16 protein-coding genes are annotated in these 16,226 nt (G+C 45.3%); 14 read left to right on the top strand and 2 right to left on the bottom strand.

Going from position 1 to position 16,226, the window contains the following annotated elements:
* Nucleotides 1-124: 124 nt before the first annotated feature.
* On the top strand, nucleotides 125-445 hold the full coding sequence (locus OCV50_RS11125; protein WP_150893636.1) for a DUF3622 domain-containing protein: 321 nt from the start codon (nucleotides 125-127) through the stop codon (nucleotides 443-445).
* A 110-nt stretch (nucleotides 446-555) separates the two neighbouring features.
* Here OCV50_RS11125 and OCV50_RS11120 read toward each other — a convergent pair whose 3' ends face one another.
* Nucleotides 556-1,602: a succinylglutamate desuccinylase/aspartoacylase family protein gene (locus OCV50_RS11120; protein ID WP_261903066.1), complete on the bottom strand. Its 1,047-nt coding sequence runs from the start codon at nucleotides 1,600-1,602 to the stop codon at nucleotides 556-558.
* 269 nt (nucleotides 1,603-1,871) lie between these two features.
* Between OCV50_RS11120 and OCV50_RS11115 the strand changes: the two genes are divergently transcribed.
* Nucleotides 1,872-2,411, top strand: coding sequence for a DUF3332 domain-containing protein (locus OCV50_RS11115; RefSeq protein WP_261903065.1), 540 nt, complete (start codon nucleotides 1,872-1,874; stop codon nucleotides 2,409-2,411).
* Nucleotides 2,412-2,490: 79 nt separating this feature from the next.
* Here the strand turns inward: OCV50_RS11115 and OCV50_RS11110 are convergent, their stop codons facing one another.
* A complete protein-coding gene (locus tag OCV50_RS11110) occupies nucleotides 2,491-3,963 on the bottom strand; it encodes an aminoacyl-histidine dipeptidase (protein ID WP_239841094.1) in 1,473 nt (490 codons plus the stop codon).
* 1,050 nt (nucleotides 3,964-5,013) lie between these two features.
* Here OCV50_RS11110 and OCV50_RS11105 point away from each other — a divergent pair.
* The 12 genes from OCV50_RS11105 (at nucleotide 5,014) to nusB (ending at nucleotide 16,196) form a co-directional block, all read left to right on the top strand.
* Entirely contained in the window at nucleotides 5,014-6,303 is a 1,290-nt protein-coding gene (locus OCV50_RS11105; protein ID WP_239841093.1) for an NCS2 family permease, read from the top strand.
* Nucleotides 6,304-6,367: 64 nt separating this feature from the next.
* A complete protein-coding gene (locus OCV50_RS11100) occupies nucleotides 6,368-6,832 on the top strand; it encodes a xanthine phosphoribosyltransferase (protein WP_032551628.1) in 465 nt (154 codons plus the stop codon).
* Between the two features lie 89 nt (nucleotides 6,833-6,921).
* Nucleotides 6,922-8,175, top strand: a complete 1,254-nt coding sequence (gene frsA / locus OCV50_RS11095) for an esterase FrsA (RefSeq protein WP_239841092.1) — start codon at nucleotides 6,922-6,924, stop codon at nucleotides 8,173-8,175.
* A gap of 144 nt (nucleotides 8,176-8,319) precedes the next feature.
* Nucleotides 8,320-8,709, top strand: coding sequence for a sigma factor-binding protein Crl (crl, locus tag OCV50_RS11090; protein WP_261903064.1), 390 nt, complete (start codon nucleotides 8,320-8,322; stop codon nucleotides 8,707-8,709).
* Between the two features lie 122 nt (nucleotides 8,710-8,831).
* Nucleotides 8,832-9,971: a glutamate 5-kinase gene (gene proB / locus OCV50_RS11085; RefSeq protein ID WP_239841090.1), complete on the top strand. Its 1,140-nt coding sequence runs from the start codon at nucleotides 8,832-8,834 to the stop codon at nucleotides 9,969-9,971.
* Between the two features lie 134 nt (nucleotides 9,972-10,105).
* Complete coding sequence (locus tag OCV50_RS11080) at nucleotides 10,106-11,356, top strand: glutamate-5-semialdehyde dehydrogenase (RefSeq protein ID WP_261903063.1); 1,251 nt, start codon at nucleotides 10,106-10,108, stop codon at nucleotides 11,354-11,356.
* 125 nt (nucleotides 11,357-11,481) lie between these two features.
* Nucleotides 11,482-11,931, top strand: a complete 450-nt coding sequence (gene nrdR / locus OCV50_RS11075) for a transcriptional regulator NrdR (RefSeq protein ID WP_032551633.1) — start codon at nucleotides 11,482-11,484, stop codon at nucleotides 11,929-11,931.
* Between the two features lie 9 nt (nucleotides 11,932-11,940).
* Complete coding sequence (ribD, locus tag OCV50_RS11070) at nucleotides 11,941-13,056, top strand: bifunctional diaminohydroxyphosphoribosylaminopyrimidine deaminase/5-amino-6-(5-phosphoribosylamino)uracil reductase RibD (protein WP_261903062.1); 1,116 nt, start codon at nucleotides 11,941-11,943, stop codon at nucleotides 13,054-13,056.
* Between the two features lie 69 nt (nucleotides 13,057-13,125).
* Complete coding sequence (locus tag OCV50_RS11065) at nucleotides 13,126-13,782, top strand: riboflavin synthase (RefSeq protein WP_032551635.1); 657 nt, start codon at nucleotides 13,126-13,128, stop codon at nucleotides 13,780-13,782.
* Nucleotides 13,783-13,892: 110 nt separating this feature from the next.
* On the top strand, nucleotides 13,893-15,002 hold the full coding sequence (ribBA, locus tag OCV50_RS11060; protein ID WP_239841087.1) for a bifunctional 3,4-dihydroxy-2-butanone-4-phosphate synthase/GTP cyclohydrolase II: 1,110 nt from the start codon (nucleotides 13,893-13,895) through the stop codon (nucleotides 15,000-15,002).
* A 256-nt stretch (nucleotides 15,003-15,258) separates the two neighbouring features.
* Nucleotides 15,259-15,729 (top strand): 6,7-dimethyl-8-ribityllumazine synthase, encoded by a 471-nt coding sequence (gene ribH, locus OCV50_RS11055; RefSeq protein ID WP_004741508.1) that lies wholly within the window; start codon nucleotides 15,259-15,261, stop codon nucleotides 15,727-15,729.
* Entirely contained in the window at nucleotides 15,729-16,196 is a 468-nt protein-coding gene (gene nusB, locus OCV50_RS11050) for a transcription antitermination factor NusB (RefSeq protein WP_004734399.1), read from the top strand. The genes ribH and nusB overlap by 1 nt, the downstream gene beginning before the upstream one ends.
* Nucleotides 16,197-16,226: the final 30 nt, after the last annotated feature.

The following is a 16,226-nucleotide window of genomic DNA, read 5'->3' as shown; positions in this document are numbered from 1 at the left end:
CAATGTTTACTGATTTGTGCTCTAATACCGCGCTTACCAAGGGATGGTGTTAAAAGATGCTCACATAGATGGAGTTATCAAAGTTGACCGATCCCTTAATGATCTCCCTTAGGAAATACAGAACATGTCTAAGACCAAAAAATTTGATATCCGCCTTTCTGAAAAACGCAATGGCTGGTGTGCAGAGATTACTCGTCAAGTAACATCTCGCTCAACTCGCGTTTCTAAGCGTGAAACGGGTTTTGAAACTGAAGCTCAAGCACAAGAGTGGGCAGAGAAAGAGCTAGCGTCTTTCGTTGCTAACCAAGCTGAGCGTAACGAGCGTAAAGCAGAGCAGCGTAAAGAGCGTGATGAACTTCGTCATGCTAAAGAGCTAAAAGCAGAGCAAGCGCGTGAAGCACGTGCAAAAGCTCGCGCAGCAGCAGCTGAGCTTGACGCTGAATAAGATTCAGATTCTACGAGGTTGAGTTTACTCGCCTGGTAAAGAAAAGGCCTCAATCGTATTAAGCGACTGGGGCCTTTTTTGTGGAGTTTGGTTTATCGCTCGGTGAGCGATCAGTTATTCAGCGTCGTCAACCAATCTTCTTCCGCGACTTCTTCAATGTAGTTTTCTACTGACTGTTCTACATCTTCATCATCTTGATTAAAGTAAGCAATGTGGAATACGGCGTCACCTTCATTAACCAATGGCAGCGTTTGCTGACCAATCACAATACCGCCTTTCTTAGTGATGATTTGGCTCTCTTGATTACCCAGTGGTGAACTGACGTACGCAAGAGTTTGTCCGGCTTCAACCTTTTCGCCCAGTCTTACCATGTTACGTAAGATGCCGTCAGATTCTGCACGGATCCAGCTGGTGGAGCGACTGATCACAGGCTCTGGTAGCTTCTTACGGTTTGGTCTTAGCATACCAATCGCTTTCATTACTTGGTGAACGCCCAAGTAACCAGCACGAATTGCAAGGTGGTCAAAGCGTAGCGCTTCCCCTCCTTCGTACGTGAGTACTGGAATTCCCAGTTTTTCTGCTTCGCTGCGCAGTGAGCCGTCACGCAGTGGCGAGTCGATGATCACTGGGGTTGCGAATGCGTTAGCAATTCTTAATGTCTCAGGGTTCGACAAGTTCGCGCGAATCTGAGGCAGGTTAGTGCGGTGAATAGCACCTGTATGCAAATCCAAGATGTAATCACAACGCGTCGCAATATTCTCAAAGAAAGTGTGTGCGATACGCGATGTCAGTGAGCCTTTCTCACTCCCTGGGAAGCAGCGGTTTAGGTCGCGGCGATCAGGAAGGTAGCGTGATTTATGAATAAAGCCAAACACGTTAACTATAGGTACAACAATCAAGGTACCTTTTAGCTTTTTCGGTTCGATAGCATTCGTCAGTTGACGTGCAATCTCTACGCCATTGAGTTCGTCACCATGAATCGCTGCGTTTACCATCAACGTTGGTCCTGCCTGACGACCATGAATCACCTCAATAGGGATCGATAGCGGTGAGTGGGTATACAGCTGAGCCGCTTGAAGCTCAATCTCCATTCTGTGGCCTGGTTGTACAGATTGACCAAGAAGTTCGAATGGTTGATTAGGTTTTAGTCTTGCCATTTAGGGTTCTCAACGAATAGATAATGGGTTAAATCGGAATGTATCAATCGTTGATTTTTAGTACGAATCAATCACTTTACGGTGACGATAAAAATTTTTAATTGGTGGGCTTTGTGATTGGAATCGACGTTGATTCAAAGTTAATCAATGCGCTCGTTTGCTGTATTAATCCTGACAATTTGTTGATTTTACGCTGATATTTCTAAGAGTTGGGATTGGTACTATCCAGCGCCTTTTTTTGGTGAGTAAATTAATCAACTGAGATCGTTATGAAGAAAACAATCACAAAGATCGTAGCATTAGCAGTGGCATCGGTCGCTCTTTCTGGCTGTGTAGGCAGCAATGCGGTTACGGGTTACCTAATGCAGTTTAACCTTAAAGCTGTAGATAACCGTTATGCGCGTGGTGGACTTAACATGCTGCTGGCACCTGTATACGGTTTAACTGTTGCTGCTGACTACTTGGTCTTTAACTCGCTTGAGTTCTGGACGGGCAAAAACCCGATTACTGGTACACCGCATATCTTCGACAGCAAAACTGATACTTACATCGACATCAACCATCAGCTCGATAAATCTCTAACTGAAGCGCCAATTGCACCTCTGACTCAAAACCGTGTGATTGAACGTGGTGAAATGATGCAGTTGGATGAAAACACGATTCAAATGAGCATCACATACCAAAATGGTGACAAAGCGACTTTGATTGGTGTACGTGAAGGCGAAATCGTGACTTACTCTATTGATGGTGAGATTGTGGCTCAAACATCAATCGATGAGCTAGCGGCTTACGCAGCAGAGCGTGCTTAACGATCCTTATCGAAATATCGTTATCTAAAAAAACAGGTACTCAATGAGTACCTGTTTTTATTTCTACGAAAAACGCGAATTAAGCTTTTTCTGGGATTGCTTCAAGCAGTGCAACCATTTGGTTCCAGAATAGCTCAACGGTATCAATCTTCACTTTCTCATCTGGAGAGTGCGGGAATTTGATTGTTGGGCCGAAAGAAACCATGTCCATGTTCGGGTAAGGTTCTTTGAATAGACCACATTCAAGGCCAGCATGGATAACCATGATGTTTGGTTTGTGACCGTAGATACCTTCGTACATATCACGGAAGATGTGCATGATTTCAGAATCTGCATCTGGCTTCCAACCTGGGTAAGCGCCAGAGAATTCAATGCTCGCGCCAGCAAGTTCTGCTACTGAGTGAAGCATGCTTTCAACTTGGCTACGGCCAGAATCGATAAGAGAACGGATCAGGCAAAGCACAGTGATTGAGTTCTCTTCCGTTGTGATAACGCCAACGTTCAGCGACGTTTCAACTACGCCTTCAATTTCGTCACTCATACGGATCACGCCGTTTGGCGCTGCGTTAAGTGCTGCGATGAAGCGAGCTTGGTCTGCTGCTGCAAGAGCGCCCATTTCAACAGAAGCTTCTTCGTTGAAAGTAACAATGCTGTCTTCTACTTTACCTAGCTCAGTTGAAAGAAGCTCAGTGTAGTAGTTATATAGCGAAGCCAGTTTCTCTTGGTTTTCTGCTGGAACAGCAAGCGTTACGAAACCTTCACGAGGAATCGCGTTGCGTAGGCTACCGCCTTTGAATTCAACGATACGTAGGTCTAGCTCTTTCGCGTGACCCGCTAGGAAGCGCGCAAGCAGTTTGTTTGCGTTTGCACGACCGGTGTGAATGTCACAACCTGAGTGACCGCCTTTTAGGCCTTTAAGCGTTAGCTTACGAGTTACGAAACCTTCTGGGATAGCGTTACGAGCAACGTCAAATGTCATTGCACCGTCGATACCGCCAGCACAACCCATGTAAACTTCGCCTTCTTGCTCTGAATCGGTGTTAAGAAGGATGTCACCCTCTAACCAACCCGCTTCAAGACCAAACGCACCCGTCATGCCGGCTTCTTCGTCTACAGTAAGTAGCACTTCGATAGGGCCGTGCTTAATTTCATTTGATGCTAGAACCGCTAGGCAAGATGCCATGCCCATGCCGTTGTCTGCGCCAAGCGTAGTGCCTTTTGCAGTAACCCACTCACCGTCGATGTACGGTTGGATTGGGTCTTTAGTGAAGTCGTGAACCGTATCTTCATTCTTTTGTGGAACCATATCGATGTGAGCTTGCAGTACCACACCTTTTTTGTTTTCCATACCCGGTGTTGCTGGCTTTTTGATGAATACGTTACCTGTTGGATCACGACGTACATCTAGGCCTTGCTCTGTTGCCCAAGCAATAATGTATTGAGCTAACTCTTCTTCGTGCTTTGATGGGTGTGGGATTGAGCAAATCTTATCGAAAAACTGCCAAAGTGGAGTAGGGGATAATTTACTGATCTCAGAATGGAATTCAGACACGGATGACTCCTTTTTGATTTAATAACCATATCTTTAGGTAAAAGTAGCTTTGTAAAAAGGACAATTATCTAGAAATATGGGTCTGTTTTGATGCCGACAGCATACCATTTGAGTGGGGCAACGAGTAGCGGTAGTCGAGGGCAATTGTTGCAAAGTTTGAAAATAGATTTGTCACCCTGATCAAAAATAAGAGCTCAGTTGCTTACTAATTTGTCGTGCAAACGTTTTTATTGGTCTGTTTTGTAATTTAATTACAATTTAAGTTTGTTATTTGGTCTTTTTTTGCGAAAAGTGTGAGCTAATGCAAAAAATACTTGTAATCTTTTTTCTTTGGGGTATATTAATAACCAACTTCTGAGACGAAGAGTAAATGCTCAAAGGATGAGTCCGTTTATCGCCTCCAAGGAACCGAGAAATCAAAATTGTTTTTAATTGATTTATTTAAGGTGATAGTTATGAAAGGTTTACCATCTGCAACGTTCTGGCTTAACAGCTCTGTTTACACTAGCAACTTTGCATACCCAACTAGCTTTGGTTACAAGTAACCCGAGCGTGTGACTTGAACAGTTTGTTCACCCCTATATATTGGAATTTCTTTACAACCCTCTTGGTTGACTGATTCTACCGCCACTCAAATTTGAGTGGCGTTTTTTTTGCCTGTTGTTTGTCCCATCGCTTTTCTCGAGCAAACTCTTCTGGTTAAATTTTGCACCACAACCGATCAGAATTTCCCTTATTACCAGATCTGTTGAAAAGAGAGGCGCTTTAATGACTTTTATCGTACGGTCTTTGCCTTCTCATCTCGATGAATTTTCTAGGTGGTAGAAAAAAACATCAGTTGTTTTTCATTTTATAGATGATCTTAAGTGTTTGTTTTTCAATTGTTTATCATTTTGTTTTTGACCGCTTTAATCGCCCTGTTTCATACATTCCCTCTATAAATATTGGTTAGAGTCTTAATTCTATCTGGAATTTGTTATTTGATGACTTTATAATCCTGAGCCAATCGATTACGCAACCGTTTACTTTTTACCCTTATAGGATTCGATAATGTTCGAAAAGCTATTCAAACTCAGTGAAAACGGCACAAATGTGCGCACTGAAATCATCGCCGGTCTAACGACCTTCCTTACCATGGCTTACATCATTTTTGTAAACCCAATGATCTTAGCTGACGCAGGTATGGATCACGGCGCTGTATTTGTAGCAACCTGTCTAGCTGCGGCTATTGGCTGTTTCATTATGGGCTTTGTGGCTAACTACCCAATCGCTCAAGCACCAGGCATGGGTCTGAACGCGTTCTTTACTTACGCTGTTGTAATGGGCATGGGCTATACGTGGCAAGTGGCTTTGGCTGCGGTATTTGTGTCGGGCGTTATCTTCATTTTCTTGAGCATTTTCAAAGTTCGTGAATGGATCATTAACTCGATTCCAATGTCTCTACGTGTGGGTATCTCTGCAGGTATCGGTCTTTTCCTTGCATTCATCGCTCTAAGCAACGCAGGTATCGTTGTTGCTAACCCAGCAACGAAAGTATCACTCGGTGACGTGACGGCGATTGGTCCTATCCTAGGCGCACTTGGTTTCTTCCTGACGGTTGCACTGGTTCACCGTGGTGTGAAAGGTGCGGTAATGATTGCGATTCTTGCAATCACAGCGATTGCGATTGTGATTGGTGATGTGCAGTACGGTGGTATTGTTTCTGCGCCACCAAGTCTAGCTCCAACTTTCATGCAACTTGATTTCTCTGCTGTATTTGAAATCGGCATGATCTCTGTTGTTTTTGCTTTCCTATTCGTTGACCTATTCGACACTGCAGGTACGCTGGTTGGCGTTGCAACAAAAGCAAACCTAATTAAAGAAGATGGCAAACTACCTCGCTTGAACAAAGCACTGCTTGCTGACTCAACCGCAACATCTATTGGTGCGCTTCTAGGTACATCAAACACGACTTCTTACGTAGAGAGTGTTTCTGGTGTTGCTGAAGGTGGTCGTACTGGTCTAACGGCTGTTGTCGTGGGCGTACTTTTCCTTCTCGCTCTATTCTTCTCGCCTCTAGCGGGCATGATTCCAGCTTACGCAACGTCGGGCGCGCTATTCTATGTAGCAATTCTGATGATGTCTGGTTTGGTTGGCATTGATTGGCGTGATCTTACAGAAGCAGCGCCAGTCGTGGTAACATGTCTGCTTATGCCGTTGACGTACTCTATTGCAGAGGGTATCTCTCTAGGTTTCATCGCTTACGCTGCAATTAAGCTGCTAAGTGGCAAAGGTCGCGACGTTTCTATTGCTGTTTGGGTAATGTCTGCGATCTTTATCCTTAAGTTCATCTTTGCTTAATCGCTTGCAGAGGCTATGTGGATATGGCCTCTAACAACATGACAATTTATTAGGTTTAATTACTATGAGTAACAAATTCATCATCACATGGGACAACATGCAATCTTACTGCCGTGAACTGGCTGCTAAGCAAATGCCAGCAGAACAGTGGAAGGGTATCTGGGCAGTAAGTCGCGGTGGTTTAGTACCAGGCGCAATCTTGGCTCGTGAGCTAGGTATTCGCTACGTTGATACAATTTGTATTTCTAGCTACGACCACGATCACCAACGTGATATGACTGTCGTTAAAGCGCCAGAGGGTGACGGTGAAGGTTTCCTAATCGTTGAAGACCTAGTAGACAGCGGTGACACTGCACGTAAACTGCGTGAAATGTACCCTAAAGCGAAACTTATCGCGGTATGTGCGAAGCCTTCAGGTGCTGCACTACTAGACGATTACATCGTTGATATTGCACAAGACACTTGGATTGAACAGCCGTGGGACCTAAGCCTAGGTTACATTGAGCCAGTAAATCGTAAGTCAAAATAAGCATTATCTGTGTTTTTTGAGAAATGACCCTTTATAGGGTCATTTTTTTTTATATCATTACAGTCATTATCCTCGACTGAGAATCCCCCATGTCGTTATCTGAAGAAACCAGTAAAAACCTATCTGAAACTCTATTCGTTAAACATAAGCAAGCGAAAGAGACCTCCATGCTGACGCAATATATGCCGAGTTCTGTTGAGCTTCTTGAACAGAAACATGAGCAGCAAGACAGCGCGTGGTACCGAAATCTGCGCCGCATGCAGTGGGTTTGGCAAGGGGTAAACCCGATAGAGCAAGAAGCAGTGTTATCGCGCATTGCATCATCGACCCATTCTCGTACGACAGACGATTGGTTGGATACCGTGATGGGGTACCGCAGTGGTAACTGGGCCTATGAGTGGACCAAGCTCGGTATGCAGCACCAAAATCGCGCTAATGATAAAAGTGGTGAAGAGGTGGCAGAGGAACTGTTTTCCGCGTCACTTTGTTTCAGTATTGCCGGTTACCCTCATTTGAAAAATGACAACCTGGCGACTCAAGCTCAGGTGTTGGCGAATACCGCGTATGCGGAAGCGATCAAACACACTAAGCTGGTGGTAAAGCAGATCGAAGTTCCATACCAGAACCGTAAGATCAAAGCGCATTTACACCTCTCTAAAACCGACAAGCCACAGCCTGTGGTGATTGTCAGTGCCGGGCTAGATAGCTTGCAAACTGACATGTGGCGTCTGTTCCGTGACTATCTTGCACCGAAAAACATTGCGATGCTTACCGTTGATATGCCGTCAATTGGTCACAGCTCTCATTGGCCGTTAACGGAAGACTCTTCATGTCTGCACCAAGCGGTATTGAATGAACTGCCTAATATTCCATGGGTTGACCATTATAAGGTCGGTCTTTTTGGTTTCCGCTTCGGCGGTAATGCCATGGTTCGATTGTCGTTCTTAGAGCAGCAGAAGATCAAAGCTTGTGTGGCACTTGGCGCACCGATTCACGATATTTTTGTGCATGCGGATAAACTGAAACAGATGCCGAAGATGCATCTCGATGTGCTGGCTTCTCGCTTGGGTAAAGGTGCGGTTGATATCAATAGCTTATCGGGGCAACTAATGGCTTGGTCACTGAAAGTTCAGGGATTATTGGCAAATAGTAAAACGCGTGTGCCTATCTTGGCATTAGCGCTCGATGGCGATCCCGTTTCCCCACCATCTGATAATCAACTGGTTGCTATTTACAGTGATTACGGTAAGGCGAAGAAAATTAAGTCCAAATCAATTACACAAGGTTATGAGCAATCCCTCGAATTGGCGATAAAATGGCTTGAGGATGAATTATTTAGATGACATTTCTCCTAAATTAGTTAAGCATGAAAAGTGTACAGATTAAGTACCTGATACTCAGAGAAAATTTATAAAATCTATTTGCGTGTTTTCTACGTATTACAGTCTGAGTAGCGTCATTCTTAACATTGAAAATGGAGATTCAATATGTCAGAAGTGACACAACAACCAACTCATTATCGTTTGCTAAATGTTTTAAAGGCCATTGGTCCATATTTGAGAGAGCCACAATCTGAAGACGGCCATTATATCTTCGATTGCCTTTCGGTATGCGTGAACGATAAGAAGTCACCAGAAGAACGCGAGTTCTGGGGGTGGTGGCTAGAATTGGCAAAATCTGAACAAGGCTTTATCGCGAAATACAACATTGGTAAATATAACGTTGAAGGCGAATGGGAAGAGCTGGAACTCCCTAAGAAAGCCGTTTCTGAGGTCACTCGTACTCAAGAAGCGTTTCATCAAAAGCTATCTGACGAGCTGAAAACAAAGTTTGAACTGGAGGTTGAGTTAGACGCAGCTTCTGTCGAATTTGTCTAATTTTAAAGGTTACTCCTCTCTATAAGGTAAAAAGGTGCGATTTCGCACCTTTTCTACTTGTGAATTCCCGTTTTGATTGTTAAAACATCACCTCTTATTTGTTTTATTCATATAAAGACTTCATGACAACTAATCATCAAAGCGGGACAGCAACACAGCGTAAAACTGTCGTTGTAAAACTGGGTACCAGTGTCTTAACTGGTGGCACATTAGCGTTAGACCGAGCTCACATGGTAGAGCTTGTGCGTCAGTGTGCAGAACTTAAAAAGCAAGGCCACTCTGTGGTTATGGTTTCGTCTGGCGCGATCGCGGCTGGACGTGAGCACCTTGGTTACCCCGCACTGCCCAACTCAATGGCGAGCAAACAGCTGCTTGCTGCAGTAGGACAGAGCCAGTTGATTCAAGTTTGGGAGTCTTTGTTCGCTATCTATGGCATCAAAATTGGCCAAATGCTGTTAACGCGCGCTGACCTAGATGATCGTGAACGCTTCCTAAATGCACGTGACACAATCAATGCATTGGTAGAGAACGACATTATTCCAATCGTTAATGAGAATGATGCGGTAGCGACCAACGAGATTAAGGTTGGTGACAACGACAACTTGTCTGCTTTAGTCGGTATTTTGTGTGGTGCGGATAAGCTTCTTCTTCTCACTGACCAAAAAGGTCTATTTACCGCTGATCCTCGCAAAGACCCAAATGCTGAGTTGATCAAAGAGGTTAAGACCATCGATGATACCTTACGTAAGATTGCTGGTGGCAGTGGCACTACGCTAGGAACAGGTGGCATGGCGACTAAACTGCAAGCTGCAGATATTGCGCGTCGTGCAGGTATTGAAGTGATCATCGCAGCAGGCAGCGCAGAAAATGTGGTATTCGACTCATTGAGTGCAGAACCACAAGGCACGCGTTTCTTACCGCTAGAAGAGGCGCTTGAAAACCGCAAGCGTTGGATTCTGGCTGGTCCTGCATCGGCGGGTGACATCGTAGTCGATGACGGTGCAGTCAATGCTGTAAATACCAAGGGCAGCAGTTTGCTGGCTAAAGGCGTGATTCAAGTTCGCGGAGAGTTTTCCCGTGGCGAAGTCACTCAAGTAACAGATAACAAAGGTAAAGTGGTTGCGCGTGGTATCGCAAGCTACTCAAGTCAAGACTTGGCGAAGATTGCGGGCAAACACAGTAAAGATATTGGAGAAATTCTGGGTTATGACTACGGCTCAGAGGTTATTCACCGTGATGACATGGTTGTGATCCAAGAGTAACAGACGAGCTAAACTTAGTACGCTTGCTCAGAAAATGAGATACCGATGAATAGCTGCCGATAGAAGGTGGCTATTTCAATAAATAGCGTACCCAGAATTTCACATAGACAGACAGAATTAAGGGAGAGTTAAACGTGGATTTAACTAACATGGGTATCGCAGCAAAAGAGGCTGCCTTTCACCTAGCGACTGCTTCAACAGCGCAGAAGAACAAAGCGTTATCGATTATTGCGGATGAACTAGAAGCAAACGCCGCGACCATTCTTGAGGCGAACGCAAAAGATATCGAACTGGGTCGCGAAGCTGGTTTAACAGAAGCGCTGCTTGACCGCCTACTTCTTAACGAAGAGCGTCTAACGGGCATTGCTAACGATGTACGCAACGTTATCAGCCTAAATGACCCTGTGGGCAGTGAGATTGACAGCAAAGTACTAGAAAATGGTATGTCGCTTTCTCGTCGTCGCGTCCCACTTGGCGTTGTAGGTGTTATCTATGAAGCGCGTCCAAACGTGACCATTGATATCGCAGCGCTGTGTTTGAAAACGGGTAATGCAAGCATTCTACGTGGCGGTAAAGAGACGTTTTTCTCGAACATGGAACTGGTTAAAGTGATCCAGTCTGCGTTAGAGAAAGCAGAGCTACCAGCGGCATCGGTACAGTACATTGAGAAGCTAGACCGTGAGCTTGTTTCTCAGCTGCTTAAGCTTGATGAGTACGTTGATATGATTATCCCACGCGGTGGTGCTGGCCTACACAAGATGTGTAAAGAGAACAGTACTATTCCAGTAATCATCGGTGGCTTCGGCATTAGCCATATCTTCGTTGATGAATCTGCTGACCTAGAAAAGTCAGTGAATGTGGTTGAAAACTCGAAGGTTCAGCGCCCATCTGCGTGTAACTCATTAGATACTTTGCTTGTTCATGAAGCGGTAGCTGAGGAGTTCCTAGGCAAGCTCAAAACTCGTCTAGCGGGTAAAGTAACGCTAGTGGCTGATGCCAGTGCTAAAGCACTTCTTGCTGATTTCGCTGACGTGCGTGATGCGGGTGAAGATGATTTCGATACTGAGTGGCTAAGCTACACCTTAGGTGTAAAGGTGGTTGCGGATGTTGCTCAGGCCATTGATCACATGCGCGTGCACAATGCGAGCCATTCGGATGCGATCATGACCAACAGCCTAGAGAGCTCTGAGCGCTTTATTAACTCGGTAGGTTCTGCGGCGGTTTATGTGAACGCATCAACTCGCTTTACTGATGGCGCACAGTTTGGTCTGGGCGCAGAAGTTGCGGTATCAACACAGAAGCTCCATGCTCGTGGCCCTATGGGGCTAGAAGAGCTCACTAGCTACAAGTGGGTGGGTAAAGCCAACTACCTAGTTCGTAGCTAGGATGAATGTGACGATTGGTTAGTAATAATCAACGAATAACCACATAAAAGGGCCTTAATTGGCCCTTTTTCTTTCCCTACGTTTGGCAATTCCGTTACACTGACAATCAATTATTTGGAGGTGATATGCATTGTCCTTTTTGTTCAGAGAACGACACTAAAGTAATCGACTCAAGGCTAGTCGCAGACGGGCATCAGGTTCGTCGTCGCCGTCAATGCCTGGCATGTAGTGAGCGTTTTACGACATTCGAATCGGCTGAGCTTGTTATGCCAAAAGTGATTAAGTCGAATGGCAACCGTGAACCCTTTAACGAAGACAAAATGGTCGGTGGGGTGCAGCGTGCATTAGAGAAACGCCCAGTGAGTGCTGATGCTATTGAACTTGCGATCAGCACCATTAAGTCTCAATTGCGAGCAACTGGTGAGCGTGAAGTGCCAACCGAAATGATTGGTAACCTTGTGATGGACCAACTCAAAGAGCTCGATAAGGTGGCTTACATTCGTTTTGCCTCTGTTTATCGCAGCTTTGAAGACATCCGAGAGTTTGGCGAAGAGATTGCCAAGCTAGAGGACTAACTTCAACTCATGTCAAAATTTTCTCCATTAGATTTTCAAATGATGTCGCGTGCTATGCAGTTGGCTAAGCGCGGCATCTATACCACTGCACCAAACCCAAATGTGGGCTGTGTAATTGCGCATGGTGACAACATTGTTGGTGAAGGCTTCCATGCTAAAGCGGGTGAAGCCCACGCAGAGGTTCATGCAATGAGAATGGCTGGCGACAAAGCCAAAGGCGCGACGGCTTATGTCACGCTAGAGCCGTGTTCTCACTACGGTCGCACGCCGCCATGTGCTGAAGGGTTAATCAAAGCTCAAGTGGCAAAAGTGATTTGTGCCATGGAAGACCCAAATCCTAAAGTCGCGGGTCGTGGTATCAAAATGCTGCGCGATGCCGGTATTGAAGTGCAAGTTGGGCTGCTAGAGCAAGATGCATTAGCGTTAAACCCTGCCTTTATCAAACGCATGCAAACAGGGTTGCCGTTTGTTCAATTGAAGATGGCGGCAAGCTTAGATGGTCAAACGGCTTTGAGTAATGGTCAAAGTCAATGGATTACGTCACCTTGTGCGCGTCGTGATGTGCAGCACTATCGTGCCAAAGCTGGCGCGGTATTATCGACCAGTCAAACTGTAATTGAGGATAACGCTTCACTTAACGTGCGTTGGGATGAGCTTCCACAAGCGGTTCAAGCTCTTTATCCTCAATCTTCACTGCGCCAACCTGCGCGCGTGATTCTCGATCGACAAGCTCAACTGCTTCAAGGCGTTAACCAAGACCTCAAGCTGTATCAATCTGAGGCTCCAGTGTTGCGTGTGGCTGAGTCTGAAGCTGATATTTTGGTTGCTCTTGATCGTGCAGGGCAGCTTGATATTAAACAGCTGATTCAAGATCTTCCCAGCCATCACATCGACCATATTTGGGTTGAGGCGGGGGCAACATTGGCGAAGAGCTTTATTGAGAACCAACTGGTTGACGAGCTAATTTTATACTTAGCACCTAAACTCATGGGCAGCGATGGCCGCGGTTTAATGGGTGCTTTGGGACTGAGCTCAATGGATGATGTGATCGATTTGTCGATCAAAGATGTACGTATGGTGGGGCCAGACATTCGCATTGTCGCTCAACCAGTATGGAAATCCTAATCCGCGATTGTTATATCTATAGTAATTTAACTTGCTTGATGTAAAAGCAGAAAGAACAAGAGTTTTAAAATGTTTACAGGAATTGTAGAAGCCGTAGGCACCCTAAGTGCTATCACACCACGCGGTGAAGATATTACGGTAACCGTGAATGTCGGTAAGCTAGATATGTCTGATGTTCAACTTGGCGACAGCATTGCCACCAACGGTGTGTGTTTGACTGTTGTGGAGTTTGATGACAACAGTTATAGCGCTGATTTATCGCTGGAAACTCTGAAAAAGACAGGCTTTATCGATTACCAAGCTGGCGATAAAGTGAACCTTGAGAAAGCAATGCTACCGACCACTCGTTTTGGAGGACACATTGTGTCTGGTCACGTTGATGGCGTGGGCGAGATTGTTGAGCGCAACCAAGTGGGTCGTGCGATCGAGTTCTGGGTAGAAATGCCGGCTGAAATCTCAAAGTATGTTGCTCAAAAAGGCTCGATCACTGTCGATGGTATCAGCCTTACTGTGAACGATTTACGTAAGAATGCATTCAAGCTGACCATCGTTCCTCACACCTCTTCAGAGACCACGATTGACCAGTTCAATGTCGGTCGTAAGGTAAACCTCGAAGTAGACGTTTTGGCTCGTTATATGGAGCGACTGCTGCAAGGTCAACAAGAAGAGTCTAAGCCAGAGTCTCGTCTGACAATGGAATTCTTACAACAAAACGGTTTTGCTTAACTCACCACTCTTTGTTCGTCAAAGTGAAGGGCTCTAAAGCTAAGCAATGCCAATCAGGTTTAAACAGTGTCGGTTCTTGGAAGCAGAACCATTTCAAAGGATATAAAATAATGCCAATTAGTACTCCTCAAGAAATTATTGAAGACATTCGCCTAGGAAAGATGGTTATCCTGATGGACGATGAAGATCGCGAGAACGAAGGTGATCTGATCATGGCGGCAGAGCATGTGACGCCAGAAGCGATCAACTTTATGGCGATGTTTGGTCGTGGTTTGATCTGTCTGACGCTAACAAAAGAGCGCTCGAGCCGTTTAGGCCTCGCGCCAATGGTTCAAGACAACAACGCGCAATACACCACAAACTTCACTGTTTCTATTGAAGCTGCAGAAGGCGTAACGACCGGTATTTCAGCATCAGATCGTGCTGTAACAGTGCAAGCTGCCGTAGCGAAAGATGCAAAAGCCGCTGACCTAGTTCAACCTGGTCACATCTTCCCGCTAACAGCACAAGAAGGCGGTGTTCTAACTCGTGCTGGTCACACTGAAGCGGGTTGTGATTTAGCACGCCTAGCGGGTTGTGAGCCTGCATCGGTTATCGTTGAGATTCTAAATGACGACGGCACCATGGCTCGTCGCCCAGACCTTGAAGTGTTTGCTGAAAAGCATGACATCAAGCTAGGCACAATTGCTGACCTTATCGAATACCGCAACAACACAGAAACCACGATTGAGCGTGTTGCGCAGTGTCACCTACCGACTGAGTTCGGCGACTTTGAGCTTGTGACTTACCGTGACACGATTGATAACCAAATCCACTACGCGATGCAAAAAGGTGATATTACGGGCGAAGCACCGCTGGTTCGTGTTCACCTGCATGATACGTTTACAGATTTGCTGCACTCAGACCGCGGTACAGAACGTAGCTGGTCGCTAGATAAAGCGATGAAGCGCATCGGCGATGAAGGCGGCGTTCTGGTGATTCTTGGGAATGAAGAGTCGTCTGACTCTCTGATTCATAAAGTGAAGACTTTTGAAGCGCAAGATAAGAATGAACAACCTAAGATGGCTAAGAAGCAAGGAACGTCTCGCCGTGTGGGTGTCGGTTCTCAGATTCTGCAAGATTTAGGTGTTCAAGACATGCGTCTACTCTCTTCAAGTTCAAAGCGCTACCACGCATTGGGCGGTTTTGGTTTGAACGTTGTTGAGTACGTGTGTGAATAAAGCTGATTTTAAGCACAATAATCAGCAAATTTTTAAAGGTAATACAGCCTAGATTGCGTGATAAGGCTTAAGCAGAGAGCACAAGATTGCATAATATGCTCTCTGCGTTTTGAGCCTTATTGGCAAAGGAATCGTCCTGTCGTTACCACTTTGTTTCTCCGGTACTGGTTCAATAAAATTAGCATTAGATATTGCTCACAGTTTTGTGCTAGAATCCGGCGATTCTCACTTGATGAAAATAGTTAAAGGAAGGCTTATGAAAGTGATCGAGGGTGGCTTCCCAGCGCCAAATGCAAAAATTGCTATCGTTATTGCTCGTTTCAACAGTTTTATTAACGAAAGTTTACTTTCTGGTGCAATCGATACTTTAAAACGTCACGGACAAGTTAGCGAAGACAACATCACTGTTGTTCGTTGTCCAGGTGCAGTTGAACTTCCACTTGTAGCGCAACGCGTTGCTAAAACAGGTAAGTTCGATGCAATTGTATCTCTAGGTACAGTAATTCGTGGCGGTACGCCTCATTTTGACTATGTTTGTAGTGAATGTAATAAAGGTTTGGCGCAAGTGTCTCTGGAATACTCTCTTCCAGTAGCATTCGGTGTGCTAACTGTTGATACGATCGATCAAGCTATTGAACGCGCAGGAACCAAGGCTGGTAATAAAGGTGCAGAAGCTGCACTAAGCGCACTTGAGATGATCAACGTTCTTTCTGAAATCGATTCCTAATGGGGGCCAGTGTGAAACCAGCCGCACGTCGTAATGCACGTCAATTTGCTCTACAAGCAATTTATTCTTGGCAAATTACTAAAGAAAATATTGCCACAGTTGAAGAACAGTTCTTATCTGGTGGTAAGTATGATGAAGAAGAGCATCACGCAGCTGAGCCTGCGCTTGCTATGCCAGAGACAGACGTTGCATACTTCCGCGACCTGCTAACTGGTGTTGCTCTAAGCCACATGGAACTAGACAGCAAACTTCGTCCATTCGTATCTCGCCCTATGCAAGATCTGGACTTAATGGAGCTTGCTCTTCTACGTTTAGCTATGTACGAGATGACTCGTCGCGAAGATGTACCATACAAAGTGGTTATCAACGAAGCTATCGAACTTGCAAAAGTATTTGCAGCAGAAGACAGCCACAAGTTTGTTAACGGTGTACTTGATAAAGCAGCACCGCACGTACGTAAGAAGTAATACGTTCGACATAGAATCGAAAGGTCAGCA

The sequence above is a fragment of the Vibrio fortis genome (assembly GCF_024347475.1).
GTDB classification, from domain to species: Bacteria; Pseudomonadota; Gammaproteobacteria; order Enterobacterales; family Vibrionaceae; genus Vibrio; species Vibrio fortis.
Note: the sequence above shows the minus strand (reverse complement) of the source record. Positions and strands in the feature narration are given on the sequence as shown.

Excerpts from the sequence above, each read along its gene's own strand:
- OCV50_RS11125 (WP_150893636.1), top strand. The coding sequence starts at position 125 with ATGTCTAAGACCAAAAAATTTGATATCCGCCTTTCTGAAAAACGCAAT.
- OCV50_RS11120 (WP_261903066.1), bottom strand. The coding sequence starts at position 1,602 with ATGGCAAGACTAAAACCTAATCAACCATTCGAACTTCTTGGTCAATCT.
- OCV50_RS11115 (WP_261903065.1), top strand. The coding sequence starts at position 1,872 with ATGAAGAAAACAATCACAAAGATCGTAGCATTAGCAGTGGCATCGGTC.
- OCV50_RS11105 (WP_239841093.1), top strand. The coding sequence starts at position 5,014 with ATGTTCGAAAAGCTATTCAAACTCAGTGAAAACGGCACAAATGTGCGC.
- OCV50_RS11100 (WP_032551628.1), top strand. The coding sequence starts at position 6,368 with ATGAGTAACAAATTCATCATCACATGGGACAACATGCAATCTTACTGC.
- frsA (WP_239841092.1), top strand. The coding sequence starts at position 6,922 with ATGTCGTTATCTGAAGAAACCAGTAAAAACCTATCTGAAACTCTATTC.
- crl (WP_261903064.1), top strand. The coding sequence starts at position 8,320 with ATGTCAGAAGTGACACAACAACCAACTCATTATCGTTTGCTAAATGTT.
- proB (WP_239841090.1), top strand. The coding sequence starts at position 8,832 with ATGACAACTAATCATCAAAGCGGGACAGCAACACAGCGTAAAACTGTC.
- nrdR (WP_032551633.1), top strand. The coding sequence starts at position 11,482 with ATGCATTGTCCTTTTTGTTCAGAGAACGACACTAAAGTAATCGACTCA.
- ribD (WP_261903062.1), top strand. The coding sequence starts at position 11,941 with ATGTCAAAATTTTCTCCATTAGATTTTCAAATGATGTCGCGTGCTATG.
- OCV50_RS11065 (WP_032551635.1), top strand. The coding sequence starts at position 13,126 with ATGTTTACAGGAATTGTAGAAGCCGTAGGCACCCTAAGTGCTATCACA.
- ribBA (WP_239841087.1), top strand. The coding sequence starts at position 13,893 with ATGCCAATTAGTACTCCTCAAGAAATTATTGAAGACATTCGCCTAGGA.
- ribH (WP_004741508.1), top strand. The coding sequence starts at position 15,259 with ATGAAAGTGATCGAGGGTGGCTTCCCAGCGCCAAATGCAAAAATTGCT.
- nusB (WP_004734399.1), top strand. The coding sequence starts at position 15,729 with ATGGGGGCCAGTGTGAAACCAGCCGCACGTCGTAATGCACGTCAATTT.